General features: G+C 74.0%; 20 protein-coding genes. 14 read left to right on the plus strand and 6 right to left on the minus strand.

Annotated elements, in window-relative coordinates:
• Window positions 1-273 precede the first annotated feature (273 nt).
• The 8 genes from HGB44_RS23515 to HGB44_RS23550 all read left to right on the plus strand — a co-directional run bounded on the left by HGB44_RS23515 (window position 274) and on the right by HGB44_RS23550 (window position 12,182).
• Entirely contained in the window at window positions 274-1,296 is a 1,023-nt protein-coding gene (locus HGB44_RS23515) for an ABC transporter substrate-binding protein (protein ID WP_061082666.1), read from the plus strand.
• A gap of 261 nt (window positions 1,297-1,557) precedes the next feature.
• Window positions 1,558-2,916, plus strand: coding sequence for a type III PLP-dependent enzyme domain-containing protein (locus HGB44_RS23520; RefSeq protein WP_061082680.1), 1,359 nt, complete (start codon window positions 1,558-1,560; stop codon window positions 2,914-2,916).
• Between the two features lie 94 nt (window positions 2,917-3,010).
• A complete protein-coding gene (locus HGB44_RS23525) occupies window positions 3,011-3,574 on the plus strand; it encodes a hypothetical protein (protein ID WP_061082665.1) in 564 nt (187 codons plus the stop codon).
• Between the two features lie 90 nt (window positions 3,575-3,664).
• A complete protein-coding gene (locus HGB44_RS23530; RefSeq protein ID WP_082768561.1) occupies window positions 3,665-5,302 on the plus strand; it encodes a pyridoxal phosphate-dependent decarboxylase family protein in 1,638 nt (545 codons plus the stop codon).
• Complete coding sequence (locus HGB44_RS23535; protein WP_061082664.1) at window positions 5,299-6,609, plus strand: lysine N(6)-hydroxylase/L-ornithine N(5)-oxygenase family protein; 1,311 nt, start codon at window positions 5,299-5,301, stop codon at window positions 6,607-6,609. The genes HGB44_RS23530 and HGB44_RS23535 overlap by 4 nt, the downstream gene beginning before the upstream one ends.
• Window positions 6,610-6,680: 71 nt before the next feature.
• Window positions 6,681-8,594: an IucA/IucC family protein gene (locus HGB44_RS23540; protein WP_082768560.1), complete on the plus strand. Its 1,914-nt coding sequence runs from the start codon at window positions 6,681-6,683 to the stop codon at window positions 8,592-8,594.
• A 203-nt stretch (window positions 8,595-8,797) separates the two neighbouring features.
• Window positions 8,798-10,627 (plus strand): IucA/IucC family protein, encoded by a 1,830-nt coding sequence (locus HGB44_RS23545; RefSeq protein ID WP_082768559.1) that lies wholly within the window; start codon window positions 8,798-8,800, stop codon window positions 10,625-10,627.
• Window positions 10,628-10,754: 127 nt separating this feature from the next.
• The gene (locus tag HGB44_RS23550) at window positions 10,755-12,182 is read left to right on the plus strand and encodes a glutamine synthetase family protein (protein ID WP_061082663.1); all 1,428 of its coding nucleotides are present in this window, start codon (window positions 10,755-10,757) and stop codon (window positions 12,180-12,182) included.
• Between the two features lie 24 nt (window positions 12,183-12,206).
• Here HGB44_RS23550 and menD read toward each other — a convergent pair whose 3' ends face one another.
• The 3 genes from menD to menB form a co-directional block, all read right to left on the minus strand.
• On the minus strand, window positions 12,207-13,919 hold the full coding sequence (menD, locus tag HGB44_RS23555) for a 2-succinyl-5-enolpyruvyl-6-hydroxy-3-cyclohexene-1-carboxylic-acid synthase (RefSeq protein ID WP_061082662.1): 1,713 nt from the start codon (window positions 13,917-13,919) through the stop codon (window positions 12,207-12,209).
• Window positions 13,920-14,104: 185 nt separating this feature from the next.
• Entirely contained in the window at window positions 14,105-15,088 is a 984-nt protein-coding gene (locus HGB44_RS23560) for an o-succinylbenzoate synthase (protein WP_061082661.1), read from the minus strand.
• Complete coding sequence (menB, locus tag HGB44_RS23565; protein ID WP_061082660.1) at window positions 15,085-15,924, minus strand: 1,4-dihydroxy-2-naphthoyl-CoA synthase; 840 nt, start codon at window positions 15,922-15,924, stop codon at window positions 15,085-15,087. The genes HGB44_RS23560 and menB overlap by 4 nt, the downstream gene beginning before the upstream one ends.
• A gap of 200 nt (window positions 15,925-16,124) precedes the next feature.
• On the opposite strand from menB, the gene HGB44_RS23570 reads away from it, so the two are divergent.
• The 4 genes from HGB44_RS23570 (at window position 16,125) to HGB44_RS23585 (ending at window position 21,300) form a co-directional block, all read left to right on the plus strand.
• Window positions 16,125-17,381 carry an AMP-binding protein gene (locus HGB44_RS23570; RefSeq protein WP_082768558.1) on the plus strand — a complete coding sequence of 419 codons (1,257 nt, stop codon included), beginning with the start codon at window positions 16,125-16,127 and terminating at the stop codon, window positions 17,379-17,381.
• A 619-nt stretch (window positions 17,382-18,000) separates the two neighbouring features.
• Window positions 18,001-19,407: a sigma-70 family RNA polymerase sigma factor gene (locus HGB44_RS23575; RefSeq protein ID WP_061082658.1), complete on the plus strand. Its 1,407-nt coding sequence runs from the start codon at window positions 18,001-18,003 to the stop codon at window positions 19,405-19,407.
• A gap of 142 nt (window positions 19,408-19,549) precedes the next feature.
• Window positions 19,550-19,909: a hypothetical protein gene (locus HGB44_RS23580; RefSeq protein WP_061082657.1), complete on the plus strand. Its 360-nt coding sequence runs from the start codon at window positions 19,550-19,552 to the stop codon at window positions 19,907-19,909.
• A gap of 143 nt (window positions 19,910-20,052) precedes the next feature.
• Complete coding sequence (locus tag HGB44_RS23585) at window positions 20,053-21,300, plus strand: Nramp family divalent metal transporter (protein WP_061082656.1); 1,248 nt, start codon at window positions 20,053-20,055, stop codon at window positions 21,298-21,300.
• A 28-nt stretch (window positions 21,301-21,328) separates the two neighbouring features.
• On the opposite strand, the gene HGB44_RS23590 is transcribed toward HGB44_RS23585, so the two are convergent.
• Together HGB44_RS23590 and HGB44_RS23595 are read right to left on the minus strand one after the other, a co-directional pair.
• Window positions 21,329-21,691, minus strand: coding sequence for a GntR family transcriptional regulator (locus HGB44_RS23590; RefSeq protein ID WP_013153598.1), 363 nt, complete (start codon window positions 21,689-21,691; stop codon window positions 21,329-21,331).
• 112 nt (window positions 21,692-21,803) lie between these two features.
• Window positions 21,804-22,190 (minus strand): hypothetical protein, encoded by a 387-nt coding sequence (locus HGB44_RS23595; RefSeq protein WP_061082655.1) that lies wholly within the window; start codon window positions 22,188-22,190, stop codon window positions 21,804-21,806.
• A 145-nt stretch (window positions 22,191-22,335) separates the two neighbouring features.
• Here HGB44_RS23595 and HGB44_RS23600 point away from each other — a divergent pair, with 145 nt between their 5' ends.
• A complete protein-coding gene (locus tag HGB44_RS23600; protein WP_061082654.1) occupies window positions 22,336-22,947 on the plus strand; it encodes a TetR/AcrR family transcriptional regulator in 612 nt (203 codons plus the stop codon).
• Window positions 22,948-23,148: 201 nt separating this feature from the next.
• A complete protein-coding gene (locus HGB44_RS23605) occupies window positions 23,149-23,934 on the plus strand; it encodes a sporulation protein (RefSeq protein WP_061082653.1) in 786 nt (261 codons plus the stop codon).
• Between the two features lie 59 nt (window positions 23,935-23,993).
• Here HGB44_RS23605 and HGB44_RS23610 read toward each other — a convergent pair.
• Window positions 23,994-24,202 (minus strand): ABC transporter ATP-binding protein (locus tag HGB44_RS23610; RefSeq protein WP_455430060.1); only part of this gene is annotated, 209 nt, incomplete at its 5' end.

Raw genomic sequence — 24,202 nt, forward strand, 5'->3', positions numbered from 1 at the left:
CCCTCCGGGGCGGCGCCTCCTTGGACGATGACTCCGGGGCCGTGGGGGCAGGAGCGGCGGAGGACGGCGGCGGTTCGCTGGTCTCGCTCACCCTGTCTCCCTCTCATGACGAAAGGCCAGGCCAACCTAAGTTAGGTTTGCCTAGCCACACCTGGATACTCTAAGTTTGCCACGTCTCGACCTGAGACGTCACCTCCCCTGGTGATGTGTGCCGTTCTCGTGTTCGCAGAATGCAGTCTTCCCCCGTTTCCCTCATCGACCGGGAGCCCCACGATGACCACTCTCCCCTCCCTGCGCCGCGCGGGACTACCCCTGTCCCTCGCCGCCTCCCTCGCACTGGTGACCGCCTGCGGTGCGGGCGGCCCCGAGGAGGAGTCACCCGCCTCCGGAGACGGGCAGGAGACGACGGAGGGCTTTCCCCTCACCGTCACGCACGCCATGGGTGAGACCGAGATCCCCGGCGCTCCCGAGCGGGTGCTGCCGCTGGACTTCACCTACGTGGACGCCACCCTGGCCCTGGGCGGGAACGTGGTCGGCTTCACCCAGATCGCCGAGGGCCAGGACGCCCTTCCGGAGTACCTGCTGGAGAGCGACTGGAACGTCGGCAGCGCCGAGGGGGCCGAGTCGGTGGGCCTGCTGTGGGAGATCAGCCCGGAGCTGGTCGCGCAGACCGAACCGGACCTGATCCTGTCGGCCGAGGTCCGCCACGGCGACGGCTACGAGCAGCTGACCGAGGTCGCCCCCACGGTGATGTCGGAGACCACCGGCGCGACCTGGAAGGAGAACCTGCTCCTGGCGGCGGAGGCGATGGGCGCGGCCGAGGAGGCCGAGCGCCTCCTGACCGAGTACGAGGACCGCGCCGCCGCCATCGGCGAGGAGATCGCCGCGTCGTCGGACGGGGAGGCGCCCACGGTGTCGGTGGTGCGCTTCGCCGGTGACGCCGACGGCGTGCGCCTGTACACCCGCAACTCCTACGTCGGCGTGATCCTGGACGACCTCGGGCTGCCCGCCGGAGAGGGGACCGACACCGCGTCCGAGGAGATCGCGACCTACCACAGCCCCGAGCGCCTGCTGGACCTGGAGGCCGACCGGATCCTCGTGGCCACCTACGACGACGGTGCCGGTGTGGTGGACGAGGACAAGGAGCGCTACACCGCGAACCCGCTGTGGGGCGAGCTGGAGGGCGAGAAGACGGACGTGGACGACGACTACTGGATGTCGGGCGTGGGCCTGATCTCGGCGCACGCGGTGCTGGACGACGTGGCGGAGATCTTCGAGGTGGACCCGCAGCGCTAGGCGGTGTTCTCCGGACGGGCCTGCGCCTCGCCGCGGTCCGTCCGGAGAACAGCCCCCGGACGGCACCGGCCGGGTCGGAGCGTGCGGGAGGGGACGACGTTTCCGCCCCCTGGGGGCTGAGGCGGACCCGAGCACGAAGGCGCCCCCGCCGGGCCGGATCCTCGGCCGGGCGGCCCCGGGCGAGAGAACAGGACCCTGTCGTGTGTCGCGCACACAGCACGTGTGCACCGCCACGACCACACGCACGCGGAGGGAACGTCCATGGAACCGCCCCGCTCCTTCGAGAACACCCCGGCCCTGGGCGCCGAACGGATACCCGCGCCCGTGCGCGAGGCGGCGCTGGCCCTGTGCGCCGACACCGGCGCGGGCTACGTCTACGATCCGTCTCTGGCCGCGGACCGCGCCCGGACGCTGCGCAGGGCGCTGCCCGGGTGGGCGCGGGTGTACTTCGCGGTCAAGGCCAACGGCTTCGAGCCGGTGCTCGCCCACCTGGCCGAGGCCGTGGACGGGTTCGAGGCGGCCTCGCTGCGGGAGGCCCGTGCCGCGGTGGCCGCGTTGCGCCTGCGCGGAAAGGGGCCCGGCAGCGGGGGGAGGATCGCGGTCAGCGGCCCGGGCAAGACCCCCGAGATGCTGGCGGGCCTGGCCCGGCTGAGCGCCGACCTGGACCCCGGCACCGGCGCGGACACCGCTCCGGCCACCGGCCCCGCCGCCCCCGGCGACCCCGTCGGCTCCACCACCGCCGTGGTCGTCAACGCCGAGAGCGTCCTGGAGCTGCACCGGATCTCGGCCGCGGCGTGCGCGGCGGGCACGGTGCTGACGGTCGCCCTGAGGGTCAACCCCGAACGCGTGCCGGTGAGCGGGGCACTGGTGATGGGCGGGACCCCCGGCCCCTTCGGCGTCCCCGAACCGCTGGTCGACGAGGCCGTCCGCACGGCTCTGGCCCTTCCGGGCGTGGACCTGGCGGGCTTCCACGTGCACGCGGTCAGCGGGAACACCGACGCCGACGCCCACGCGCGGTACGTGCGCTGGTGCCTGGAGTGGTCCCGCCGCACCGCGGACGAACACGGTGTGGACCTGCGCCTGGTGGACGTGGGCGGCGGTCTGGGGGTGCCCTTCGAGGGCGGCCCCGGCTTCGACCTGGAACGGCTGGGCTCCGCGCTGGCGGAACTGCCCGATCCGGGGGTGGAGGTCGTGTTCGAGCCCGGGCGCTGGATCGCCGCTCCGGCGGGCTGGTACGCGACCCGGGTGACCGACGTGAAATCGGCCTACGGCGGCTGCTTCGCGGTGGTGCGCGGCGGGATCAACCACTTCCAGCTGCCCACCTCCTGGGAGATCCGGCACAACTTCGCGGTGCTGGAGGGCGGACCGTGGCCCGGGGGAACGCCGCGGCCCGGGGTGGCCGGGGAGTCGGTGACGGTGTGCGGGGAGCTGTGCACCCCGGAGGACGTGCTGGCCCGGGACGTGCGTGTGGAGTCCCTGCGGGCCGGTGACGTGCTGGTCTTCCCCAACGCGGGCGCCTACGGGCACGAGTTCGCGATGCCCGCGTTCCTGGCGCACCCGGCCGCGCCCAGGGCGACCGTGGACAGCCTGTGGTCTGGGTCACCCACCTGCACACCTTGACATACTTAGGTAAGCCTGCCCTAATTAATTCGGCCCTGACCTGTCGCCCTCCCGGTGTCCCCCCGACACGCCCTCCTAGCCGAAGGACCCCCTCGTGCCCGTGCCGCACGCCGCCACATGGCGCATCGACAACCTCACCGGCCCCGACGTGCTGGCCGCACCCTCCGGCTGGGTCGACGCCTACGAGGCGGTCTACGCCGACGCCCTGCACCTGCCCGACCACAGCCAGCCGCCCTTCGCCGAGCGCCTGGCCTTCAGCGCGGCCCGCCCGGGTTTCCGGCTCACCGCCTGCCACGTGGACGAGGAGCTGGCCGGGTTCGCCTACGGCTACACGCTGACGCCCGCCACCGGCTGGTGGAACGGGTTCGTCCCGCTGCCGGGGGTGGAGGAGGACGTCGCCGTCGAGCGCCCGGGCCGGACCTTCGCCATGTGCGAGGCGCTGGTCCGCGCCCCCTTCCGCGGCACCGGGCTGGTGGAGCGCGCGCTTCCGTTCCTGGTCGGCGGCCGCACCGAGGAGCGCGCCGCCGCGCTGGTGGCGGAGGACAACACCCACGCGCTGGACATCTTCCCGCGCAACGGCTGGCGGCACGTGGGCGGCCTCGCGCCGCACCCGGGCTGGCGAAGACACCACTGCCTGGTCATGCCGCTGACCGGCTGACGGACCCGCCCCGCCGACCGGCTGACGCCCCTGATCCGCCACGATCCCCCACGATCCGATCCGCCTCGGAACCACAGGAGCCCTACCCCCATGCCCATTACCCAGAGCGTTGACCCGGTCACCGAGGTACCGCCTGACACCGAGGCAACCCCTGTGGCCGAGGTCCTCTCCTCCACCACGACACGTCCTGTCCCCGCAGTCCTCTCTGTCACCAAAGCGCCCGCACCACCCCCCGTCCCCGCCAACGCGGCGCCCCTGCTCTCCGGCGGTCTGGCGGGAGCCCCCGGCGGGCCCGCCACGGTCGCGTCCCTGGTCGAGGCCGCGACCCGCGCCCTGGCCGAGGCGGCCGACGAACGCGGCGGCCCGCTCCCGGCGCGCACACCGCACCAGGTCGCCGACGCGGTCCGCGAGGCGCTCGGCACCGCGGACGGCGCGGCGGAAGGAACCGCGCGGGACGTCCTGGTCCGCCTCACCCGGGTACTCACCGCGGGCGCCGCCGACCCCGCGCACCCCCGCTGCGCCGCGCACCTGCACTGCCCGCCGCTGGCCGTGGCGGTGGCGGCCGACACCGTCGCCTCGGTCCTCAACCAGTCCCTGGACTCCTGGGACCAGGCCCCCGCCGCCACCGCCATGGAGACCCAGGTCGTGGCCGAGCTCGCCGACCTGGTCGGCTACCGGGGCCGGGACGCGGGCGGGGTGGTCACCTCCGGCGGCACCGAGTCCAACCTCACCGCCCTGCTGCTGGCGCGCGACCACGCGCTGGGCGACGCCGGGCGCCGGGGCGTGGCGCGAGCCGCGGACGGCGCGCGGCCGCGCGTCCTGTGCGGGAGGGTCGCGCACTTCTCCGTCCAGCGCTCCGCCGCCCTGCTGGGCCTGGGCGAGGACGCCGTGGTCACCGTGGACGTGGACTCCCAGCACCGGATGCGCCCGGCGGCGCTGCGCGAGACCCTGCTGCGCCTGCGCTCCGAGGGCGACCTTCCGGTCGCGGTCGTGGCCACCGCGGGGACCACCGACCTGGGCGGCATCGACCCGCTGGGCGCCGTCGCACGCGTCACCCGAGAGTTCGGCGTGTGGCTGCACGTGGACGCCGCCTACGGGGGCGGCCTGCTCTTCTCCCGGCGCCTGCGCGGGCTCCTCGCCGGACTGGAGCGGGCCGACTCGGTCAGCCTGGACCTGCACAAGCTCGGCTGGCAGCCCGTGGCGGCCGGAATCCTGCTCACCCGCGAACGCGCCCTGTTCGCGCCGCTCTCGCGCTCGGTGGACTACCTCAACCCGACCGACGACGAGGAGGCGGGCTACCCCAGCCTGCTCGGCTACTCGCTGCGCACCACCCGCCGGGCCGACGTGTTCAAGATCGCCGTCACCCTGCGCGCCCTGGGCGCGGACGGCCTGGGCCGCCTGGTCGACGCCTGCCGCGACCTGACCCTGCGCACCGCCTCGCACGTGCTCACCGAACCGCGCCTGGTCCTGGCCGCCTCGCCCTCGCTGACCACCGTCGTGTTCCGCTACGACGCCGGGGCGCACAGCGACACCGTCAACGCCCAGCTGCGCCGCCGCCTGCTGGAGGAGGGCCGGGCGGTGGTCGGGCGCACCCGGATCAACGGCCGCGTGTGGCTCAAGCTCACCCTGCTCAACCCCGACACCACCGCCGAGGACACCGCGGCCCTGCTCGCCGAGGTCGTCGCGGCGGGCGACACCGAGGCCGCGGCCCTGAAGGAGTCCCGTTGACCAGCCCCGACCGGATCCACGACCTGGTGGGCGTGGGCCTGGGCCCGTTCAACCTGGCCCTGGCCGCGCTGGCCGACGGCGTTCCCGGGCTCAGCGCCCGCTTCCTGGAGTCGCGCCCCTCCTTCTCCTGGCACCCGGGCCTGCTGCTGGAGGGCGCCCGCCTCCAGGTGCCCTTCCTGGCCGACCTGGTCAGCCTGGTCGACCCCACCAGCCGCTGGTCGTTCCTGTCCTACCTGCGCGAGCACGACCGCCTGTTCCCGTTCTACTTCTCCGAGCACTTCCACGTGCCCCGCCGCGAGTACGACGACTACTGCCGCTGGGTCGCCCACCGGCTGGACTCGTGCCGCTTCGACGCCCGCGCCACGGCGGTGCACCACGACGACGGCGTGTTCACCGTGGAGTACACCGACGCCGGGGGCTCCCGCGCCGCCGTGCGCGGCCGGGCCCTGGTGCTGGGCATCGGCACCGAGCCGGTGCTGCCCGAGGCCCTGGCCCCGCTGGAGGGCGAGCGCGTCCTGCACGCCGCCGACTACCTGGACCGCGCCCCCGGCCTGGCCGGGCTGCGCGACGTGACCGTGCTCGGTTCGGGCCAGTCCGGCGCCGAGGTGTTCCTGGACCTGCTGCGCTCCCCCGAACACCGCGACACCGAGGTGCGCTGGCTGACCCGCTCCCCCGCGTTCGCCCCGATGGAGTACTCCAAGCTGGGCCTGGAGCACTTCACCCCGGACTACACCCGCTACTTCCACGCCCTGCCCCAGGACGTGAAGGACCGCGTGGTGCCCGCGCAGTGGCAGCTGTACAAGGGCATCAGCGCCGACACCATGGCCGAGATCCACGACGTGCTCTACGAACGCGGCATCGCCGGCGCTCCGGTGGGCGCCTCGCTGCGGGCGCACTGCGAACTGCTGGAGGCCAGGGCCGAGGGGGACGGGTTCGCGCTGGTCCTGCGCCACCGCGAACAGGGCCGGGAGTTCACCGTGCGCACCGAGGCGGTCGTCGCCGCCTCCGGCTACGCCCAGCGCTCCCCCGACTTCCTGGCGCCCGTGGCCAAGCTGCTGCACACCGACGACCGGGGGCGGCCGGTGATCGGCGCGGACCTGCGCCTGGCCGCCGACCCGGAGCTGACCGCGCCCGTCCACGTGCAGAACGCCGAACTGCACACGCACGGGGTCGGCTCCCCCGACCTGGGCCTGGGCGCCTGGCGGGCGGCCACCATCCTCAACAGCATCACCGGACGCACCGTGCACCGGCTTCCCGCGCGGACGGCGTTCACGTCCTTCGGGGCGCCGTCCGGGGAGACGGGGTGAGGAACTCGGGCACCGGGAGCCCACACCCGCCCCGCGGACCACGACCACGCACCGGACAGAGGACGCACAGCATGCCTGAGACCGCGCACGACCAGCACACCGCTCACGATCAGCGCACCGGGCCCAGCGCTCACACCGCTCACGAGCAGCACACCGCAACCGCGCCCCGCACGGGACACCCCGAGCACACCGTCCACGACGACCCACGCGCCGCCACCACCGACCCCGACGTCTGGCGGCGGGCGGGACGCCACCTGCTCGCCCACATGGTCGGCGAGATGGCCTACGAGGAGATGGTCGTCCCCCGCCCCGGCCCCGACGGCTCCTGGACCCTGGACACGGACGGCGGGGTGTCCTACGCCTTCACCGCCCGCCGGGGCGGGTTCGGCTCCTGGCACGTGGACCCCGACTCCCTCACCCGCACCGCCGACCGGGGCCGCGAGCCCGCCTGGGACCCCACCCTGTTCGTCACCGACGCCCAGAGGACCGTCGGCCTGCCCGGCGACTCGCTGGCCGAGGTCGTCCGCGACCTGCTGGCCACGCACGCCGCCGACGCCCGCCTGACGGCCGCCGCCCCGGACGCCGCCGCCCTGGCCGACCTGCCCTACGAGGACCTGGAGGGCTACCAGACCGGCCACCCCTGCATCTTCGTCAACAAGGGGCGCCTGGGCTTCTCCGCCGCCGACGCCGCCCGCTACACCCCCGAGGCGCGCGGCGCGTTCCCGCTGGTGTGGATCGCCGTCCACCCCGGCCTGGGCCGCTTCCAGGCCATGGCCGGAACCGAACGCGAGGACCTGTTGACCGGGGAGCTCGACGCCGACCAGCGCTCGGACTTCGCCGGGCGAATCCGCGAGCGCGGCGGCGACCCCGGCGCCTACCTGTGGCTGCCGGTGCACCCCTTCCAGTGGGACGAGGTCGTCGCACCGCTGTTCGCCTCCGAGATCGCTCTGGGGCGGGTGGTGCGCCTGGGACTCAGCCGCGACCGCTACCGGCCCTTCCAGTCCATCCGCACCCTGATGAACCTGGACCGGCCCGGCAGGCTCAACGTCAAGGTGCCCCTGATGATCCGCAACACCCTGGTGTGGCGGGGGCTGTCGGGAACCCAGACCGGATGCGCCCCGCACACCAGCGCCTGGCTGCGCGACCTGGCCGAACGCGACCCCTTCCTCGCCGGAACGGGGGTGGTGATGCTCGCCGAGCGTGCCTCCGTCACCGTCCCGCACCCCGTGTTCGACCGGATGCCGCAGGCCCCCTACCGCTACCACGAGCTGCTGGGCGCCATCTGGCGCGAGCCGATACACCACCACCTGGCCCCGGGCGAGCGCGCCCGCACCATGGCCTGCCTGCTGCTGGAGGGCGCGGACGGGCGCGCGCTGGTCACCGAACTGGTGGAGCGCTCGGGGCTGGAGGCGCAGGAGTGGCTGCGGTGCTTCGTGGGGGCGCTGTTCCCGCCGGTGCTGCACTACCTGTACCGGTACGGGGCCTCCTTCACCCCGCACGGGGAGAACGTCGTGCTCGTCCTCGACGGGAACGAGCGGCCCGTGCGCATCGCGCTGAAGGACTTCGGCTCGGACGTGGAACTGCTGCCCTTCGACCTGCCCGAGTACGCCGAGCTCCCCGAGCACGTGCGCGGCGCGCTGCACCGCTGGCGACCCGAGGAGCTGGCGCACTCGGTGCTCTCCGCGATCTGCGCCGGGCACCTGCGCTTCCTCGCCGACATCGTCGAACGCCAGCTCGGCGTGCCCGGCGAACGGCTGTGGGCGCTGGCCCGGGAGCAGGTGCTGGCCTACCACGCGCGCTTCCCCGAGCTGGCCGAGCGCTTCGCCTGGTTCGACCTGCTCGCCCCGAAGGTGGGCCGGGTCGCCCTCAACCGCGAACAGCTCATGGGCGGCGGGTTCCACGAACGCGCCGAACGCGACGCCGAGTTCGACGTCATGCACGGCCTGGTGGACAACCCGCTGGCGCTCCCGGAGGAGCACAGGTGAGCCCCGCACGACCGGACGCGCCCGCGACGCACACGACCCCGGAGGATCACATGCACGCCTCCCCCACTCCACGGACCCCGGCGGCCTCCTCCGCCCCGGTGGCACCACAACCAGGCGCCTCTCCCATCCCGGGAAGCCCGGCCTCCTCACCCATTCCAAGGGCACCACAACCAGGCGCCGCAGCCGCGCCCCCTCCCCTTCCGGTGCCCTCCGAGCTGACCCCCGAGCGCTGGCGCCGGGCGTGCGACCGCCTCGCGGCCAAGATGCTCGCCGAACTGTGCTTCGAGTACGCCCTGCGCCCCGAGCCGGAGGGCCCCGGGACCGAGGGCTCCGGCCGCGCCGCCGACCCCCACGGGTACGGCCGCTGGCGCGCCCGCGTCCACCCCGGCGCCGCCTACGTGTTCGAGGGGCGGCGCACCACCATGGACGGCTGGCGGGTCGTCCCCGGCACCGCCCTGCGCCGGGCCGCCGACGGCGCCACCGCGCCCGCCTCGCCCTTCGCTCTGCTGCGCGACCTGGGCGCGGCGGGGATCGTGGACCCGGCCGTGGAGGCCTTCACCGTCGGGGAGCTGACCGCCACCCTGAGCGGCGACGCCCGACTGGCCGAGTCCGGCGCCACCAGCGCCGACCTGGCCGACCTGCCCCACGCCGAGCTGGAGGGCCACCAGGGCGGCCACCCGTGGATCTTCGCCAACAAGGGCCGCGTGGGCTTCTCCGCCCGCGACCGCGCCCAGTACCCGCCCGAGGCCCTGCGGCGCCTGCGCCTGCCCTGGATCGCGGTGCACCGGTCGCTGGCCGAGCACCACGGCGTCCCCGGCCTGGACCAGGCCGCACTGCGCGCCCGCGAACTGGACGCGCGCACGGACGCGCTGTTCGCCGCGCGGCTGGAGGAGGCCGCGGCGCGCACCGGCGCGGCGGCCGGGGAGTTCGTGTGGCTGCCGGTCCACCCCTGGCAGTGGGACGAGGTGGTGGTGCCCCTGTTCGCCGCCGAACTCGCCGAAGGACGCGTCGTGCCGCTGGGCGAGGCCGGGGACGACTACCTGCCCCAGCAGTCCATCCGCACCTTCACCAACCTCACCCGCCCCGACCGCCTCAACGTCAAGCTCTCGCTGGCCATCCTCAACACGATGGTCTACCGGGGCATCCCCACCGAGCTGTGCCGGGCCGCGCCCGCCAGCACCCGCTGGGTGCACGCCCTGCACGCGCGCGACGCGTTCCTGTCGCGGCGCTGCCGGGTGGTCCTGCCCGGCGAGGTCGCCGCGGTGGCGGTGCGCCACCCCGTGCTGGAGGACATCCCCGACGCCCCCTACCGGCACCGGCAGCTGCTGGGCGCCCTGTGGCGCGAGCCGGTCACCGAGCGGCTGGACCCCGGCGAGCGCGCCCGCACCCTGGCCGCGCTGCTGCACGTGGACGACCGGGGCAGGGCCTTCGCCGCCGAGCTCGTGGAGCGCTCCGGCCTGGACGCCCAGGCGTGGCTGCGCGCCCTGTTCGCCGCCGTCCTGCCGCCGGTGCTGCACCTGCTCTACCGGTACGGGCTGGCCTTCAACCCGCACGGGGAGAACGCGATCGTGGTCTACGACGGGCGCGAGCGCCCGACGCGGCTGGCGGTCAAGGACTTCGTGGACGACATGAAGCTGCTGGACACCGACCTGCCCGAGTACGCCGACCTGCCCGCCGAGGCACTGGGCGTGCTGATGCGCTTCGACGCCGCCGAGCTGACCTCCTCCGTCGCCAAGTCCCTGTTCGTGGGGCACTTCCGCTACCTGGCGCCGCTGGCCCAGGAGCAGCTGGACGTGCCCGAGGAGCGCTTCTGGGAACTGGTGCGCGCCGAGGTCCTGCGCTACCAGGAGGAGTTCCCCGAGCTGGCCGACCGCTTCGCGCTGTTCGACCTGCTCGGCCCGGTCTTCGAGCGGGTGTGCCTGAACCGGGAGCGGCTGCTGGGCGGCGGGTACCACGACCGCGCCGAGCGCGACGCCGAGTTCCACCTGGACGCCCCGCCCGTCCCCAACCCGCTGCACCGGGAGGCCCCGTGACCACCGTGCCCGACCACAGGCCCGACCGACCGGCGGCCGCGCACCGCCCCGGGCCCGCCCGCGCGGTGCGTCCACGGCCCGCCCGACCGGCGCGACCGGCACCGTCGGCGTGCGGGGGCGGGGCCGCGTGAACACGTTCCCCGGCGACGGCCTGCCGCCCCTGCGCGAGACCCTGCCGCCCGCCCCGCCGCCGCCGCCCTTCCCCGTCCCGCTGGAGCGGCTGCGCGCCGACGCGGCGGCCGGGGCGATCACCGACGTCATCGTGGCCCTGCCCGACCTCCAGGGCCGGGTGCAGGGCAGCCGGGTCAACCCGCACGACTTCGCCGCCCGGGTGCTCCCGCAGGGGTTCGACGCCTGCCTGTACCTGCTGGCCACCGACGTGGAGATGGAGTCGCGGCCCGGTTACGCCACCGACCCCTGGGGCGGGGGGCTGGGCGACTTCGCGATCGCGCCCGATCCCGCGACCCTGCGCTACCTGCCCTGGGACCCGGGCACCGCCCTGGTCCTGGGCGACGCACGCGACGCCGGGGGCCGCCCGGTACCGGTCGCGCCCCGCCAGGTGCTGCGCGCCCAGCTGGACCGGCTGGCCGAGCGCGGCTGGCACGCCCTGGCCGGGACCGAGCTGGAGTTCCTGGTCTTCCGGGACTCCTACCAGGAGGCGTTCGAGGCCGACTACCGGAACCTGACCACGGCCACCCGGTTCAACTCCGACTACGCGGTGCCGGAGGTGGCCGAGATCGACCCGCTCATGCGCCGCATCCGCACCGCGATGGAGCGCACGGGCATGACCGTGGAGTCGGCGCGCGGGGAGTGCCACCCGGGCCAGTACGAGATCGTGTTCCGCTACGACGACGCCCTGCGCACCTGCGACAACCACGTGGTGTACAAGGCGGGCGCCCGCGCGCTGGCAGCCCAGGCCGGGGTGGCGCTGACCTTCATGGCCAAGTTCGACGGGGGCGAGGGCAACTCCTGCCACGTGCACCTGTCGCTGCGCGACGAGGCCGGGGCGCCGGTGTTCGCCGGGGACGGCTCGGGCCGCTACGGGATGTCCAGGCACATGGAGCACTTCGTGGCCGGGCAGCTGGCGTGCATGCGCGACTTCGCGCTGCTGTCCGCGCCCAACGTCAACTCCTTCAAGCGCCTCTCACCGCTGGCCTACGCGCCCAGCACCGTCTCGTGGGGGCTGGACAACCGGACCTGCCCGGTGCGGGTGGTGGGGTCGGGGGAGTCGGCGCGCGTCGAGTTCCGGGTGCCGGGCGGGGACGCCAACCCCTACCTGGCGGTCGCCGGGATCGTCGCGGCGGGCCTGTACGGGATCGACCAGGCGCTGCCGCTGCCCGACCCGACGCCGGGCGACGCCTCGGCCGCGGACCTTCCCCGCCTGCCCGCCTCCCTGGAGGAGGCGGTGCTGGCCTGGGAGTCCAGCGACCTCGCCCGCGCCTGCTTCGGCCCGGACGTGGTGCGCCACTACGCGGCGGCGGGCCGCGCGGAGCTGGCGGCGTTCTCGGCGTCGGTCACCGACTTCGAGCGCAGGCGCCACTTCGAGCGGGGGTGAGGCGGTCCCGTGAGCGGCCCGCGCTCAGAGCGCCTCGTCCACCGCGGCGTCCACCGCGGCCTGTATCCGGCGGCGCAGTGCGGCGCTGCCCGCGCGGTGCGTGCACACCTCGATCAGGCGCGGCCCCTCCCCCAGCAGCGCCTTGGGCAGGTCGGTCGCCCACTCCAGGCGGGTGTAGGGCACGTCGGACACCGCCGCCACCCGCTCCATCGACACCCCGTGCGGGGTGCCGAACACCCGCTCGAAGTCGGGGTGCCCGGCCTGCTCCAGGCCGGAGAAGATCCCGCCGCCGTCGTTGTTGACCACCACGATCGCCAGGTCCGGGCGCGGTTCCCCCGGGCCGATCAGCAGCCCGTTCTGGTCGTGCAGCATCGCCAGGTCGCCCAGCAGCGCGTAGGCGTGGCCCCCGCCCTCGGCCTGGTGGGCCAGCGCGGCGCCGATCGCCGTGGAGACCGACCCGTCGATCCCGCTCACGCCCCGGTTGCCCACCAGGCGCACGCCGCAGCGGGCCCGCATGGTGGCGTCCAGGTCGCGGATGGGCATGCTCGAACCGGCGAACAGCAGCGAACCGGCGGACATGTGCGCGACCAGGTCGCGGGCCAGCCGCGGCTCGCTGAGCACCTCCTCCTCGTCCAGCACCGCGTCCAGGGCGGCGCGGGCCACCGACTCCGCCTCCGACCAGGTCCGCGACCACTCGGTGCGCCTAGGGGCGCCCGGGTCCAGACCGGCGGGCGGCGCGACCGCGGCCACCACGTCGGTGGCGGTGCGCACCGGGTCGGAGAAGGCGTTGAGCGCGCTCGCCGACGGATCTCCCAGCGCACCCGCGCCGACCACCACGTGCCGCTCGGCCCGGCGCAGGTAGGCCAGGATCTGCCGGGACAGGTTGGGGCGGCCCACGCTCACCACCAGTTCCGGTGCCCGCCGCGCGGCCAGGCGCGGCGAGGCCAGTAACTGCCGGTAGGTGGACAGCGCGCCCGCCCGGCGGGCGTTGGAGGTCGGCTCGGCCAGCAGCGGCCACCCGGTCAGCTCGGCCAGCGCCAGGAACGGCACCGGGTCGTAGTCCCCGTCTCCGCACACGATCACACCGCGCTCGACGTCGGGCAGCGCGAAGGGCGCGGGCTCGGTCAACGGTCCCGGACGGCCGATCCACGCCCGGCCGCCGTCGCGCCCATCCAGGGGCTCGGGCCACGGACCCGTGTCGGCGTCGGGGGTCAGCGGGTCGCGGAAGGCCACGTTGAGGTGGACCGGGCCGGGGCGTCCGCCCAGCGCCGAGCCCCACGCGCGGCAGGCCAGCGACCGCCAGTAGGCGACCATGCCCGGCACCGGGTCGGGGGTGCCGACCTCGGCGAACAGGCGGACGGCACCGCCGTACAGGCCGATCTGGTCCACCGTCTGGTTGGCGCCGGTCCCGCGCAGCTCCGGGGGCCGGTCGGCGGTGAGCACCAGCAGCGGCACCCCGCTCTCGTCGGCCTCCATCACCGCCGGGTGGAAGTTGGCCGCGGCCGTACCGGAGGTGCACACCACCGCGACCGGGCGGCGCGAGACGCGGGCCATCCCGAGGGCGAGGAAGGAGGCCGAGCGCTCGTCGACGCGCACGTGCACCCTGATTCCGGGGTGGGCGACCAGGGCCAGGGCGAGCGGCGTCGAGCGCGACCCCGGCGCGACGACGGCCTCGGCCATGCCGCAGCGGGCCAGCTCGTCGACCAGGACACGCGCCAGGGCGGTGGACGGATTCATCAATTCTCTCGATCGTCTCAAGGTGTACCCAGTATCACCATGTGGACCCGGCCCCTACAGTCAACCCCCACCCGGGACCCGCGGAGGACGAACACGGCTGTTACACCTCACACACGCCCACCGGACGTCCGGTAGGCCGTCACCGTGTGCCCCCGGGCGTAACGCCGACGCCGACCACGGCGCTGTTATCCGGCGCCGGGGACCTCGTCGGCGGCCGACCGCGCGGTCTCGGCGCGGGCCCGCCAGGCGGTGGGGTCGACCTCCACCGCGCGCAGGCTCTCCTCGTCCACCGTCACCGGACGCACCGGCAGGAACCCGTTCTCGGGCAGCAGGGGGTCGGCGGTGACGTCGGCGGTCAGCATCTGCATGGTGGCCAGGCCGCACGCGTGGGGCAGCTCCGGCAGCGCGGCGGCCAGGGCCACCCCGGCCGCCAGGCCCACGGAGGTCTCCACGGCGCTGGAGACCACCACCGGAAGTCCGCACGCCTCGGCCACGCGCAGCGCGGCGCGCACCCCTCCCAGCGGCTGGACCTTGAGGACCACGATGTCGGCGGCGCCGGCGGCGCGCACCCGCAGCGGGTCCTCGGCCCTGCGGACGGACTCGTCGGCGGCCACGGGCACCGACACCCGGCGGCGCACGGCGGCCAGCTCGTCCAGGGTGGCGCACGGCTGCTCGACGTACTCCAGCCCGAAACGGTCCAGTTCGCGCACCATCCGCACGGCGGTGTCGACGTCCCAGGCGCCGTTGGCGTCCACCCGCACCCGCCCCGAGGGGCCCAGGGCGTCGCGGACCGCCTCGACGCGGGCCAGGTCCTCGGACGGGTCCTGCCCGCGTTCGGCCACCTTGACCTTGGCGGTGGCGCAACCGCCCGCGGCGACGATCGCGTGGGCCCGCCCGGGATCCACGGCGGGCACGGTCACGTTGACCGGCACCCGGTCGCGGACCGGCGCGGGCCAGCCGCGGTGGGCGGCCTCCTCACAGGCCGCCCACCAGCGGGCGCACTCGCGCGGGCCGTACTCGGCGAAGGGGGAGAACTCCCCCCATCCGGCGGGCCCGCGCACGAGCATGCCCTCGCGGACGGTGATGCCGCGGAAGCGGTTGCGCAGACCGATCGCGAAGGCGCGCCCCCCGGCGGGCGCGCCCGCCGGGTCGGGCTCGGCAGCGGTCACGGACGGCGCGGGAACTTGTCGAACTCCGGGCGGCGCTTCTCCTTGAACGCGTCGCGGCCCTCCTGGGCCTCCTCGCTCATGTAGTAGAGCATCGTGGCGTCACCGGCGAACTGCTGCATCCCGGCCGCGCCGTCGCTGACGGCGTTGATGGCGCCCTTGACCATGCGCAGCGCCAGCGGGGACTTCTCCAGCATCTCGCGCGCCCAGGCCACGGTCTCCTTCTCCAGGTCCTCCAGCGGCACGACCGTGTTGACCAGGCCCATGTCCAGGGCCTCCTGCGCGCTGTACTGGCGGCACAGGTACCAGATCTCGCGGGCCTTCTTCAGACCGACGGTCTGGGCGAGCAGCCAGGAGCCGTAGCCGCCGTCGAAGGAGCCGACCTTGGGGCCGGTCTGGCCGAACTTGGCGTTGTCCGCGGCGATGGTCAGGTCGCAGCACACGTGCAGGACGTGGCCGCCGCCGACGCACCAGCCGGCGACCATGGCGATGACGGGCTTGGGCGTGCGGCGGATCTGCACCTGGAGGTCGAGCACGTTGAGGCGGCCGATGCCCTGGCGGGCCACGGCGTCGTCGCCCATGTACCCGTCCTCGCCGCGGATCTTCTGGTCACCGCCGGAGCAGAACGCCTGGTCGCCCGCGCCCGTGAGGACGATCACGCCGACAGAGGAGTCGTCGCGGGCGAGGTTGAAGGCCTCCTGGAGCTCGAACAGCGTCTGGGGCCGGAAGGCGTTGTGCCGCTCGGGGCGGTTGATCGTGATCTTGGCGATGCCCTCCGCGGTCTCGTAGATGATGTCGGAATACTCGCCCGACCGCTGCCAGTCGATCACGCTGCTCACGGCTACTGCTTCTCCTCAACGGGGACACTGTGGACGGCGCGGACGTGTCACCACGTCCACGCGACAACCCTACGCATTGTGCCAGGCGGGCGGTGACGCGCGGGCAGGGCGGTGCTCCTTGGGGCCGTGTCCCCCGCCGCCCGGCACCGGGCCCCACCCCCGGAGCCGGGCGCGCGCGGCACGGGCGTACCCTTGCGGTCGTGGCACGCGAGAGACAGGTCGACGCAGGCAGCACGCACCCCCGTGACCAGGAGGGACGCCCCCTCCAGGCGGTGCGCGGACTGGCACCCGGGCACCTGGGCGACCTGTTGGCCCGGGCCCTGGACGGGCACGGTCCCGCCCTGCTGCCGATCCCCGACGGGACCCCCGACGCGCGCGCGGACGAACTCCTGACCGCCATGCGCCCGGCCTCCCTGCGCACCCCGGACGGGGTCTCCGCACTGGACGGCGCCGCCCCGGCGGGCGGGGACACCGCCCTGGTCATCACCACCTCCGGCTCCACCGGCGCGCCCAAGGGCGTGGAGCTGTCCGCGGCCGCGCTGCGCTCCTCCGCTCGGGCGTCGGTGGCGCGGATCGGCGCCGCCCCCGGCGACGCGTGGCTGTGCGTGCTGCCCGCCGGGCACATCTCCGGCGTCCAGGTCATGACGCGCGCCCTTGCCACGGGCACCCGGGCGGAGCACGCGGCCTTCTCCGCGCGGGCGGTGGCGGAGCTGGCGCGCGGGTCGCGCCCGCACGTGTCCCTGGTGCCCACCCAGCTGCGGCGCCTGCTGGCCGCCGGGGCCGACCTGTCGGTGTTCGGAACCATCCTGCTCGGCGGCGCCGCCGCCGACCCCGCCCTGCTGCGGGAGGCCCGCGCGGCCGGGGGCCGGGTGATCACCACGTACGGCATGAGCGAGACCTGCGGCGGGTGCGTCTACGACGGCGTTCCGCTGGACGGGGTGCGGGTGCGCGTGGACTCCCCCTCGCCCGGCGGGGCCGGGCGGATCCTGCTGTCGGGGCCGGTGCTGCTCAGCGGCTACCGCCTGGCGCCCGGGGTCCGGGCCGACCCGGGCGCCCTGGTCACCGACGCCGACGGGACGCGGTGGCTGCGCACCAACGACCTGGGACGCCTGGACGGGGACGGGCGCCTGAGCGTGCTCGGACGCGTGGACGAGGTGGTCAACACCGGCGGCCACAAGGTGGTGCCGGGGCAGGTCAACGCCCGGCTGCTGGAGCACCCCGCGGTGGCCGACTCGGTGGTGGTGGGCCGCCCCGACCCCGAGTGGGGCGAGCGGGTGAGCGCCGTCGTGGTGCCCGCCGACCCCGACGCGCCGCCGTCACTGGAGCAGCTGCGCTCGTGGGTGCGCGAGCGCCTGCCCGCCTACGCCGCGCCCCGCGAGCTGGAGGTGCGGAGGGCCCTGCCGATGCTGGCCTCGGGCAAGCCCGACCTGGTGGCCCTGCGCGGTCCGCGCGCCTGAGGGAGCCGGGCGCGGGCGTCCCGCGGCGGTCCGCGGCACCGGTCCCGAACGGCCGGGCGGGCGGAGGCCTTCGCCCCCTCCCCGGCACCGCCACCAGCGCCCGCGGTCCGGGCGCGTGTACCGGCACGCCTTCCACCCGTGGGACCCTGGGGCGCGTCGGGTACCGCGTCCCACCGCGCCGGTACCCGCCGAACAGCAGTGACGGCCCGGGGACGGGCGGTCCGGCCGTCCCGCGCGGAACGGCCGGTCACAGACGTGTCGGACAAAAGGCGGGGAACTTCCCCAGGCCCTCCGACGTCTACCTGAGTAATCCGGTCCCTCGGCCCCTCTCCCAAGGAGGTCCGCAGTTGGTGACAGCCCTCGGTCCACACGTTCGTGCCCCTGCGCTCTCCCCCCGACCGGCCCCCCTTTCCCACCCGCAACGGTTCCGGGCATGCTCCTTTACCCGCTCCCTACAGCGTTTGGCCACTTCCGCCGCAGTGATCTACGCCACTTCGGCTGATATCCAATCGAGACAGGGAACATTTGACTCCCCAACACGTTGGACATATTGGCGCGTCCAGCCGGCGGGAACCGTCCGCCGCGTGCCACACGTCTTGGAAGGGAGGGAGGTGCCCCGATGACGAGCACTGCCCCAGCCGCTCCGGCACCCACCGCCGGAGTCCCCGCTGACACCGCTCGCAGCGACGACGCGTCCGCCGACACGGTCCTGACCGACCTGCTCGACCGCGGACGCGCCCAGGGGCACCTGTCCCTCTCCGAACTGCGTGCCGCTTTCACCGCGGCCGCCGTCTCCACTGGCGACGGCCGATCCATCCTGCGTGAACTCACCGAGAACGGGGTCAGGCTCGCCAACGGGGGCGACGACTCCGCACCGGTGGCCGATCCCGACGCCGAGGACGACGTGCTGGAAGACACTCTCATCGCCACGGTGCCCGACACCGACGAGGCACCCAAGGCCGAAGGCAAGGCCGCGCCGCGCAAGGGCCCCTCCCCCCGGAGGAAGACCCGCTCCACACGGCGCGTCAAGAAGGCCGAGCCCGCCCAGACCACCACCGATCCGGACACCGGTGAGGCCGACCTCGACGACCAGTCCCCCGCCATGGGCGACTCGGTCCACACCTACCTCAAGGCCATCGGCCGACGCCAGCTCCTCACCGCGGAGCAGGAGGTCGACCTGGCCAAGCGGGTCGAGGCCGGACTCTACGCCGAGTACCGGCTCGGCCTGCACGGCGAGGTGGACGGCTCCGCCCCGCTGGCCGAGGTCGAGGTCGACGAGCTGGAGTGGGTGGCCGAGGACGGCCGCAAGGCCAAGTCCCACATGCTGGAGGCCAACCTGCGCCTGGTGGTGTCGGTGGCCAAGAAGTACAGCGACCGGGGGATGTCGCTGCTCGACGTGGTCCAGGAGGGCAACCTCGGCCTGATCCGCGCCGTGGAGAAGTTCGACTACACCAAGGGCTTCAAGTTCTCCACCTACGCCATGTGGTGGATCCGCCAGGCCATCCAGCGCGGCTTCGCCGACTCCGCGCGCACCATCCGCCTGCCCGTGCACGTCCTGGAGCTGCTGAGCAAGGTCAGCCGCCTGGAGCGCGACATGCACCAGGTGCTGGGCCGCGAGCCCACGCCGGAGGAGCTGGGCCTGGAGCTGGACAAGACCCCGGCCCAGATCGAGGAGCTGCTGCGGGTCACCCGCCAGCCCATCAGCCTGGACTCCACCATCGGCGAGGACGGCGAGACCCGCATCGGCGACCTGATCGAGGACGTGGACGCCTCGGAGGCCTCCGAGGTGGTGGACCGCCAGCTCATGGCCGACCAGCTGCGCAACGCCCTGTCGGACCTGGAGCCGCGCGAGGCCACCATCATGTCCCTGCGCTTCGGCCTCATGGACGGCCGCCCGCGCACCCTGGACGAGATCGGCAAGCACCTGGGGCTGACCCGCGAGCGCATCCGGCAGCTGGAGAAGCAGTCGCTGTCCAAGCTGCGCCACCCCAGCCGCGCCCAGCAGCTGCTGGACTTCGCCAGCTAGACCGGCCCGGCTCGACAGGCGACACGGGGCCGCTCCCCAGCGGGGGCGGCCCCGAGCCGTGTCCGAAACCCTCAGGGCGAACCCTGGTTCGTCCCCGGTATCGCGTCCGCACCGGTCCCGCCGCGGACGGACCGGTGCGACGATGGTGGCCATGACCGACCACCCCCAGCGCCACAACGACGAGATCGCCGCCGCGCTGAACGCCAGCCGCGAACTCGGCCCCGAGTACGACGAGGCCGTGGCGGCCTCACTGGTCGAACGCATCGACGGCACCGTCGAGGCGCGCGTGCGCCACCACATGGCCGCGCAGGCGCGCACGGAGTCGGCCAAGGTGGGCATGCCCTCCAACACCGTGCGCTTCGTCCTCTCCGTGGTGTGCCTGGGCGTGAGCATCCCGGTCTCCGCCATCACCGCGGCCCTGGGCAGCCCGGCGGCGCTGCCGCTGGTCTGGCTCGGGCTGATCCTGTTCTACATCGTCTCGGTCGTGGGACTGCGCCGCTGACCGGACACCGGACGTGACCCGCAACATATCGATTCCGCCACGGATCGTCTCCGTCGCTTACCTGCCCGTATTCACCCTTGTGTCCGAAGGCCTACAGTCGTGCCCACCGCGGACCACACCGGTCCCACCAGGGGAAGGACACGATGGCAGCCATCGAACAACGCAGGGCGACGTGGAAGCAGATCGGTCCGGGCATCGTCGTCGCGGCCACCGGCGTGGGCGCGGGCGACATGGTCGCCACACTCATCGCGGGCAACCAGTTCGGCTACGCCCTGCTGTGGGCCACCATCGTCGGCTGCCTGGTCAAGATCTCCCTGGCCGAGGCCACCGGACGCTGGCACCTGGCGACGGGGACCACCATCTTCGCCGGGTGGAGCAGCCTGGGTAAGTGGACCACCGTCTACTTCGCGCCCTACATCGTGCTCTGGGGCTTCGTCTACGGCGCCAGCGCCATGTCCGCCACGGCCCTGCCGCTGGCCGCGCTGATGCCGGGCGTACCGCTGGAGGTGTGGGCGATCCTGGCCGGGATCTCCGGCCTGGTGATCGTCTGGTTCAACCGCTACGCCGTCTTCGAGAAGATCATGACGGTGCTCGTGGGCGTCATGTTCGTCACCGTGGTCGGCCTGGCCATCTACGTCGTCCCCGACATCGGCCAGACGCTCAGGGGCCTGCTCCCGATGCTCCCGGAGGGTTCGGTGTTCTACACCATGGGCCTGGTCGGCGGCGTCGGCGGCACCATCACCATGGCGGCCTACGGCTACTGGGTGAACTCCAAGGGCTGGCGCGACTCCGGCTGGATGCGGATGATGCGCCTGGACAACCGCGTCGCCTACGTCACCACCGGCGTCTTCGTCGTGGCGATGCTCATCGTGGGCGCCGAGCTGCTCCACGCCAGCGGCGTCGCGCTGGAGCAGAGCGACCAGGGCCTGCTCCAGCTCGGCGACATCCTGCGCGAGCGGTTCGGCGGGTTCGTCGCGACGGCCTTCCTCATCGGCTTCTTCGCCGCCGCCTACTCCTCCATCATCGGCGTGTGGAACGGCGTGAGCCTGCTGTTCGCCGACTTCGTCAACCACCTGCGGGGCAGGACCAACACCGACCCGGGGGAGAACCAGAGGAGCTGGGCCTTCCGCGGCTACGTGCTCTGGCTGACCTTCCCGCCGATGCTGCTCCTGCTGATCGGCAAGCCCTTCCAGCTGGTCATCGCCTACGGGGTGCTGGGCGCCTTCTTCATGCCGTTCCTGGCCTTCACCCTGATGTGGCTGCTCAACTCCTCGCGCACTCCCCGCGAGTGGCGCAACGGCTGGGTCAGCAACGCGGGCCTCACCCTCGCCGGATCACTGTTCGTGGTGCTGTGCGCCTACGAGCTCTACGGGATCGTCACCGGGGCCTGAACCGCCGGGAGGCGCGGCGCTGCGGGGCTCAGCCCCGCAGCGCCGCGCGCAGGATCTCCACCGCCTCGTCGTGGTCCAGGCCCACCCGAGAGATCACCTCGGCGTAGGCCCGGGCGGCGGCCAGTGCCTCGGCGCGCTGGTCGTCGCCCCCCGCGGCGACGAACGTCCCCGAGCGGCCGCGCGTCTCGACCACACCGGCCTGCTCCAGTTCGCGGTAGGCGCGGGCCACGGTGTTCACCGCCACCGACAGCTGGCCCGCCAGCGCGCGCACCGTGGGCAGCCGGTAGCCGACCGGGAGCTCACCGTTGGCGACCGCGATGGCCACGATCGACCTGATCTGCTCGTAGGGCGGTACCCTCGACGTCGGATCGACGCGGATGAAATCCGCCATGTGCCACTGCGCTCCCCACCGTCGCCTGCTGCGGTGTCCGGCCGCGGACCGGACCGGATACCAAACTATCGTGCGTGTACCGCCACGAGGCTGCGGACCGGGGCCGCCGGTGTCAGACCGCCTGGCGCGGCACCCGCTGGATCCCGTGCAGGCGGTGGGTCTCACGGGCGGTGAGCAGCCGCTCGGCGACCCGGGTGGCCTCACGCACCTGCGGGCGGGCCAGCCGCTTGCGCCGGTGGATCCGGTCCTCGTACCCCTTGGCCCCCACCAGGATCCGCTCCCGGGCGTAGGCGGCGCGCATCGCCTCGGTCAGCGCCGTGTCCAGGTCCAGGCCCCGCTGGTTCAGCTCCTCCACCGGCGCGTCCCAGGTGCGGGCCCTCTCCAGCGCCTCCTGCGCCTCGGCCACCGTGCGCAGGAGCTCGGGCAGGCGCTGCGCGCTCTCCTGGTCGGCGGCCAGGCTCTCCCGTGCCTGAACCGTGCTCTGCTTGGCAAGTCCCATGTGTGTGCTCCAGACCACGCGTACCGTCGGACGGGGCCACTCTAGAGGTGACCAACATCATCTTGCGAGCCGGGCCGCGCGTCGGTGGTGGCCGCGCGGCCCACGATCTGCCACCTTTACGGCGCACACCCCCGAAAGGACCACCATGAGCAGGAACTACGCCGGACTCAGCCGCGAGCGCATCATCCTCGAAGCGCTCCACATCATCGCTGGCCGCGGGCTCGGCGGCCTGTCCATGCGCCGCCTGGGCGACGCACTGGAGGTGGAGGCCATGGCCATCTACCACCACTTCCCCCTGGGCAAGGAGCAGCTCTTCAACGCCATCGCCGCCTACGTCACCTCCCCCGCGGCCACCGGCACCGTCCCCCTCGACGAGGAGGAGTCGTCGGAAGGGGCGGAGGGATCGGAGGAGCCCGAGGAGGACACCCGGCCCTGGGACGTGCGCCTCACCGAGTGGGCCGAGGCCTACCGGGACCGGCTGCTGGAGTTCTCCGGGGCGCTCTCCCTGCTGGTCCACCGCGCCCCGCGCACACCGAGCAGCGACGCCACCCGGGCCCTGGTCCACGGCGCCCTCGCCGAGGCGGGGCTGGAGGGCGAGGACCTGGAGCGCGCCGCCGACGCCCTGCACTCCTACTGCGTGGGCGCGGTCGTGCACCAGGTCCGCCACCAGGACGAGGAGGACGCACCCGACGCCGCCGAGTCCCGGGCGCGTTTCCACCACGGGCTGCGCGCCCTGATGCGCGGACTCACTTCCTGAGCCGCGCCCGGGCGGGGCGGGGGCCCGCCCCCGCCCGGACAGGACAGGGCCCGCCGGTGTGCCCTGCTCCCGGACCCCGCCGCGGGAAACAGGGACCTTCGTCGGGGAACCGAGTGCCTTCCTCCGGCGTCGTTACCAGAAGACAGCCGCCCGACCCCGCCCCCCCTTCTCCCGACACGGGGCGGTACAGAAAGGTCTTCCATGGTTCTCAAGCGCCTGCTCGCCGGTATCGGATTCGGCGGGGCCTCGGTGGAAACCACCCTGCACTCGTCCGTGGCCGCCCCGGGGGGCACCCTGCGGGGCACCGTCGTCATCGAGGGCGGAAACGTCGAGCAGCAGGTCGAGCGGCTCACCGTCGGCCTCCAGGCCCGGGTCGAGGTCGAGAGCGGCGACCACGAGAGCGTCCGCGACCTGGAGTTCCACCGCGTCCAGGTCGGCGGCGGCGTGACCCTGGTCCCCGGCCAGCGCTTCGAGGTGCCCTTCGAGCTCTTCGTGCCCTGGGAGGCCCCCGTCACCGTCCACCGGGGACGCCACCTGCACCGCATGAACGTCGGTGTGAACACCCGCCTGCACGTGGCGGGCGCGGTCGACCCCGGCGACCTGGACCCGGTGGCCGTGGAGCCGCTCCCCTCGCAGCTGGCCGTGCTGGACTCGCTGGCCTCCCTCGGGTTCTCCTTCAAGCAGGCCGACCTGGAGCAGGGCCGCATCCTGCGCACCCGCCAGCAGCTGCCCTTCTACCAGGAGATCGAGTTCTTCTCGCCCAGCCGCTACCGGGGCCTGAACGAGCTGGAGCTGTCGCTGGTCACCGACGAGCGCGGCATGGACGTGGTGCTGGAGCTGGACAAGAAGCCGGGTCTGCTCTTCTCCGAGAGCCGCGACACCTTCCACCGCTTCAGCGTCGACCACCACGAGGGCGCCGGGCGCGACTGGTCGGGCCACCTGCACCAGTGGATCGACTCGCTGGCGGGCAAGCGCAGCATGTTCTGACCCCGGCGGGGCCCCGGGGACGGGCGTCCCCGGGGCCCGCGGCGCCGTCGGCGCGCGGCTCACCCGGTCCGCTGGCGGGCGCGCTCCGCGCGCAGCTCGCGGGCCTGGTCCGGGTCCAGCACGGGCGCCGCGTTGAGCAGTTGGCGGGTGTAGTCGCTGGTGGGATTCTCGTACACCGCGTCGCTGTCACCCATCTCCACCACCTCACCCGCACGCATCACCGCGACCCGGTCACTCACCTGACGCACCACCGCCAGATCATGGGCCA

The organism is Nocardiopsis alborubida (assembly GCF_012396365.1).
Lineage (GTDB): Bacteria > Actinomycetota > Actinomycetes > Streptosporangiales > Streptosporangiaceae > Nocardiopsis > Nocardiopsis alborubida.

Bases quoted from the DNA above. Each gene is read 5' to 3' on its own strand.
- HGB44_RS23600 (WP_061082654.1), top strand. From the start codon at position 22,336: ATGAGCAGGAACTACGCCGGACTCAGCCGCGAGCGCATCATCCTCGAA.
- HGB44_RS23605 (WP_061082653.1), top strand. From the start codon at position 23,149: ATGGTTCTCAAGCGCCTGCTCGCCGGTATCGGATTCGGCGGGGCCTCG.
- HGB44_RS23590 (WP_013153598.1), bottom strand. From the start codon at position 21,691: ATGGCGGATTTCATCCGCGTCGATCCGACGTCGAGGGTACCGCCCTAC.
- HGB44_RS23595 (WP_061082655.1), bottom strand. From the start codon at position 22,190: ATGGGACTTGCCAAGCAGAGCACGGTTCAGGCACGGGAGAGCCTGGCC.
- HGB44_RS23520 (WP_061082680.1), top strand. From the start codon at position 1,558: ATGGAACCGCCCCGCTCCTTCGAGAACACCCCGGCCCTGGGCGCCGAA.
- HGB44_RS23515 (WP_061082666.1), top strand. From the start codon at position 274: ATGACCACTCTCCCCTCCCTGCGCCGCGCGGGACTACCCCTGTCCCTC.
- HGB44_RS23575 (WP_061082658.1), top strand. From the start codon at position 18,001: ATGACGAGCACTGCCCCAGCCGCTCCGGCACCCACCGCCGGAGTCCCC.
- HGB44_RS23580 (WP_061082657.1), top strand. From the start codon at position 19,550: ATGGTGGCCATGACCGACCACCCCCAGCGCCACAACGACGAGATCGCC.
- HGB44_RS23530 (WP_082768561.1), top strand. From the start codon at position 3,665: ATGCCCATTACCCAGAGCGTTGACCCGGTCACCGAGGTACCGCCTGAC.
- menD (WP_061082662.1), bottom strand. From the start codon at position 13,919: ATGAATCCGTCCACCGCCCTGGCGCGTGTCCTGGTCGACGAGCTGGCC.
- HGB44_RS23540 (WP_082768560.1), top strand. From the start codon at position 6,681: ATGCCTGAGACCGCGCACGACCAGCACACCGCTCACGATCAGCGCACC.
- HGB44_RS23585 (WP_061082656.1), top strand. From the start codon at position 20,053: ATGGCAGCCATCGAACAACGCAGGGCGACGTGGAAGCAGATCGGTCCG.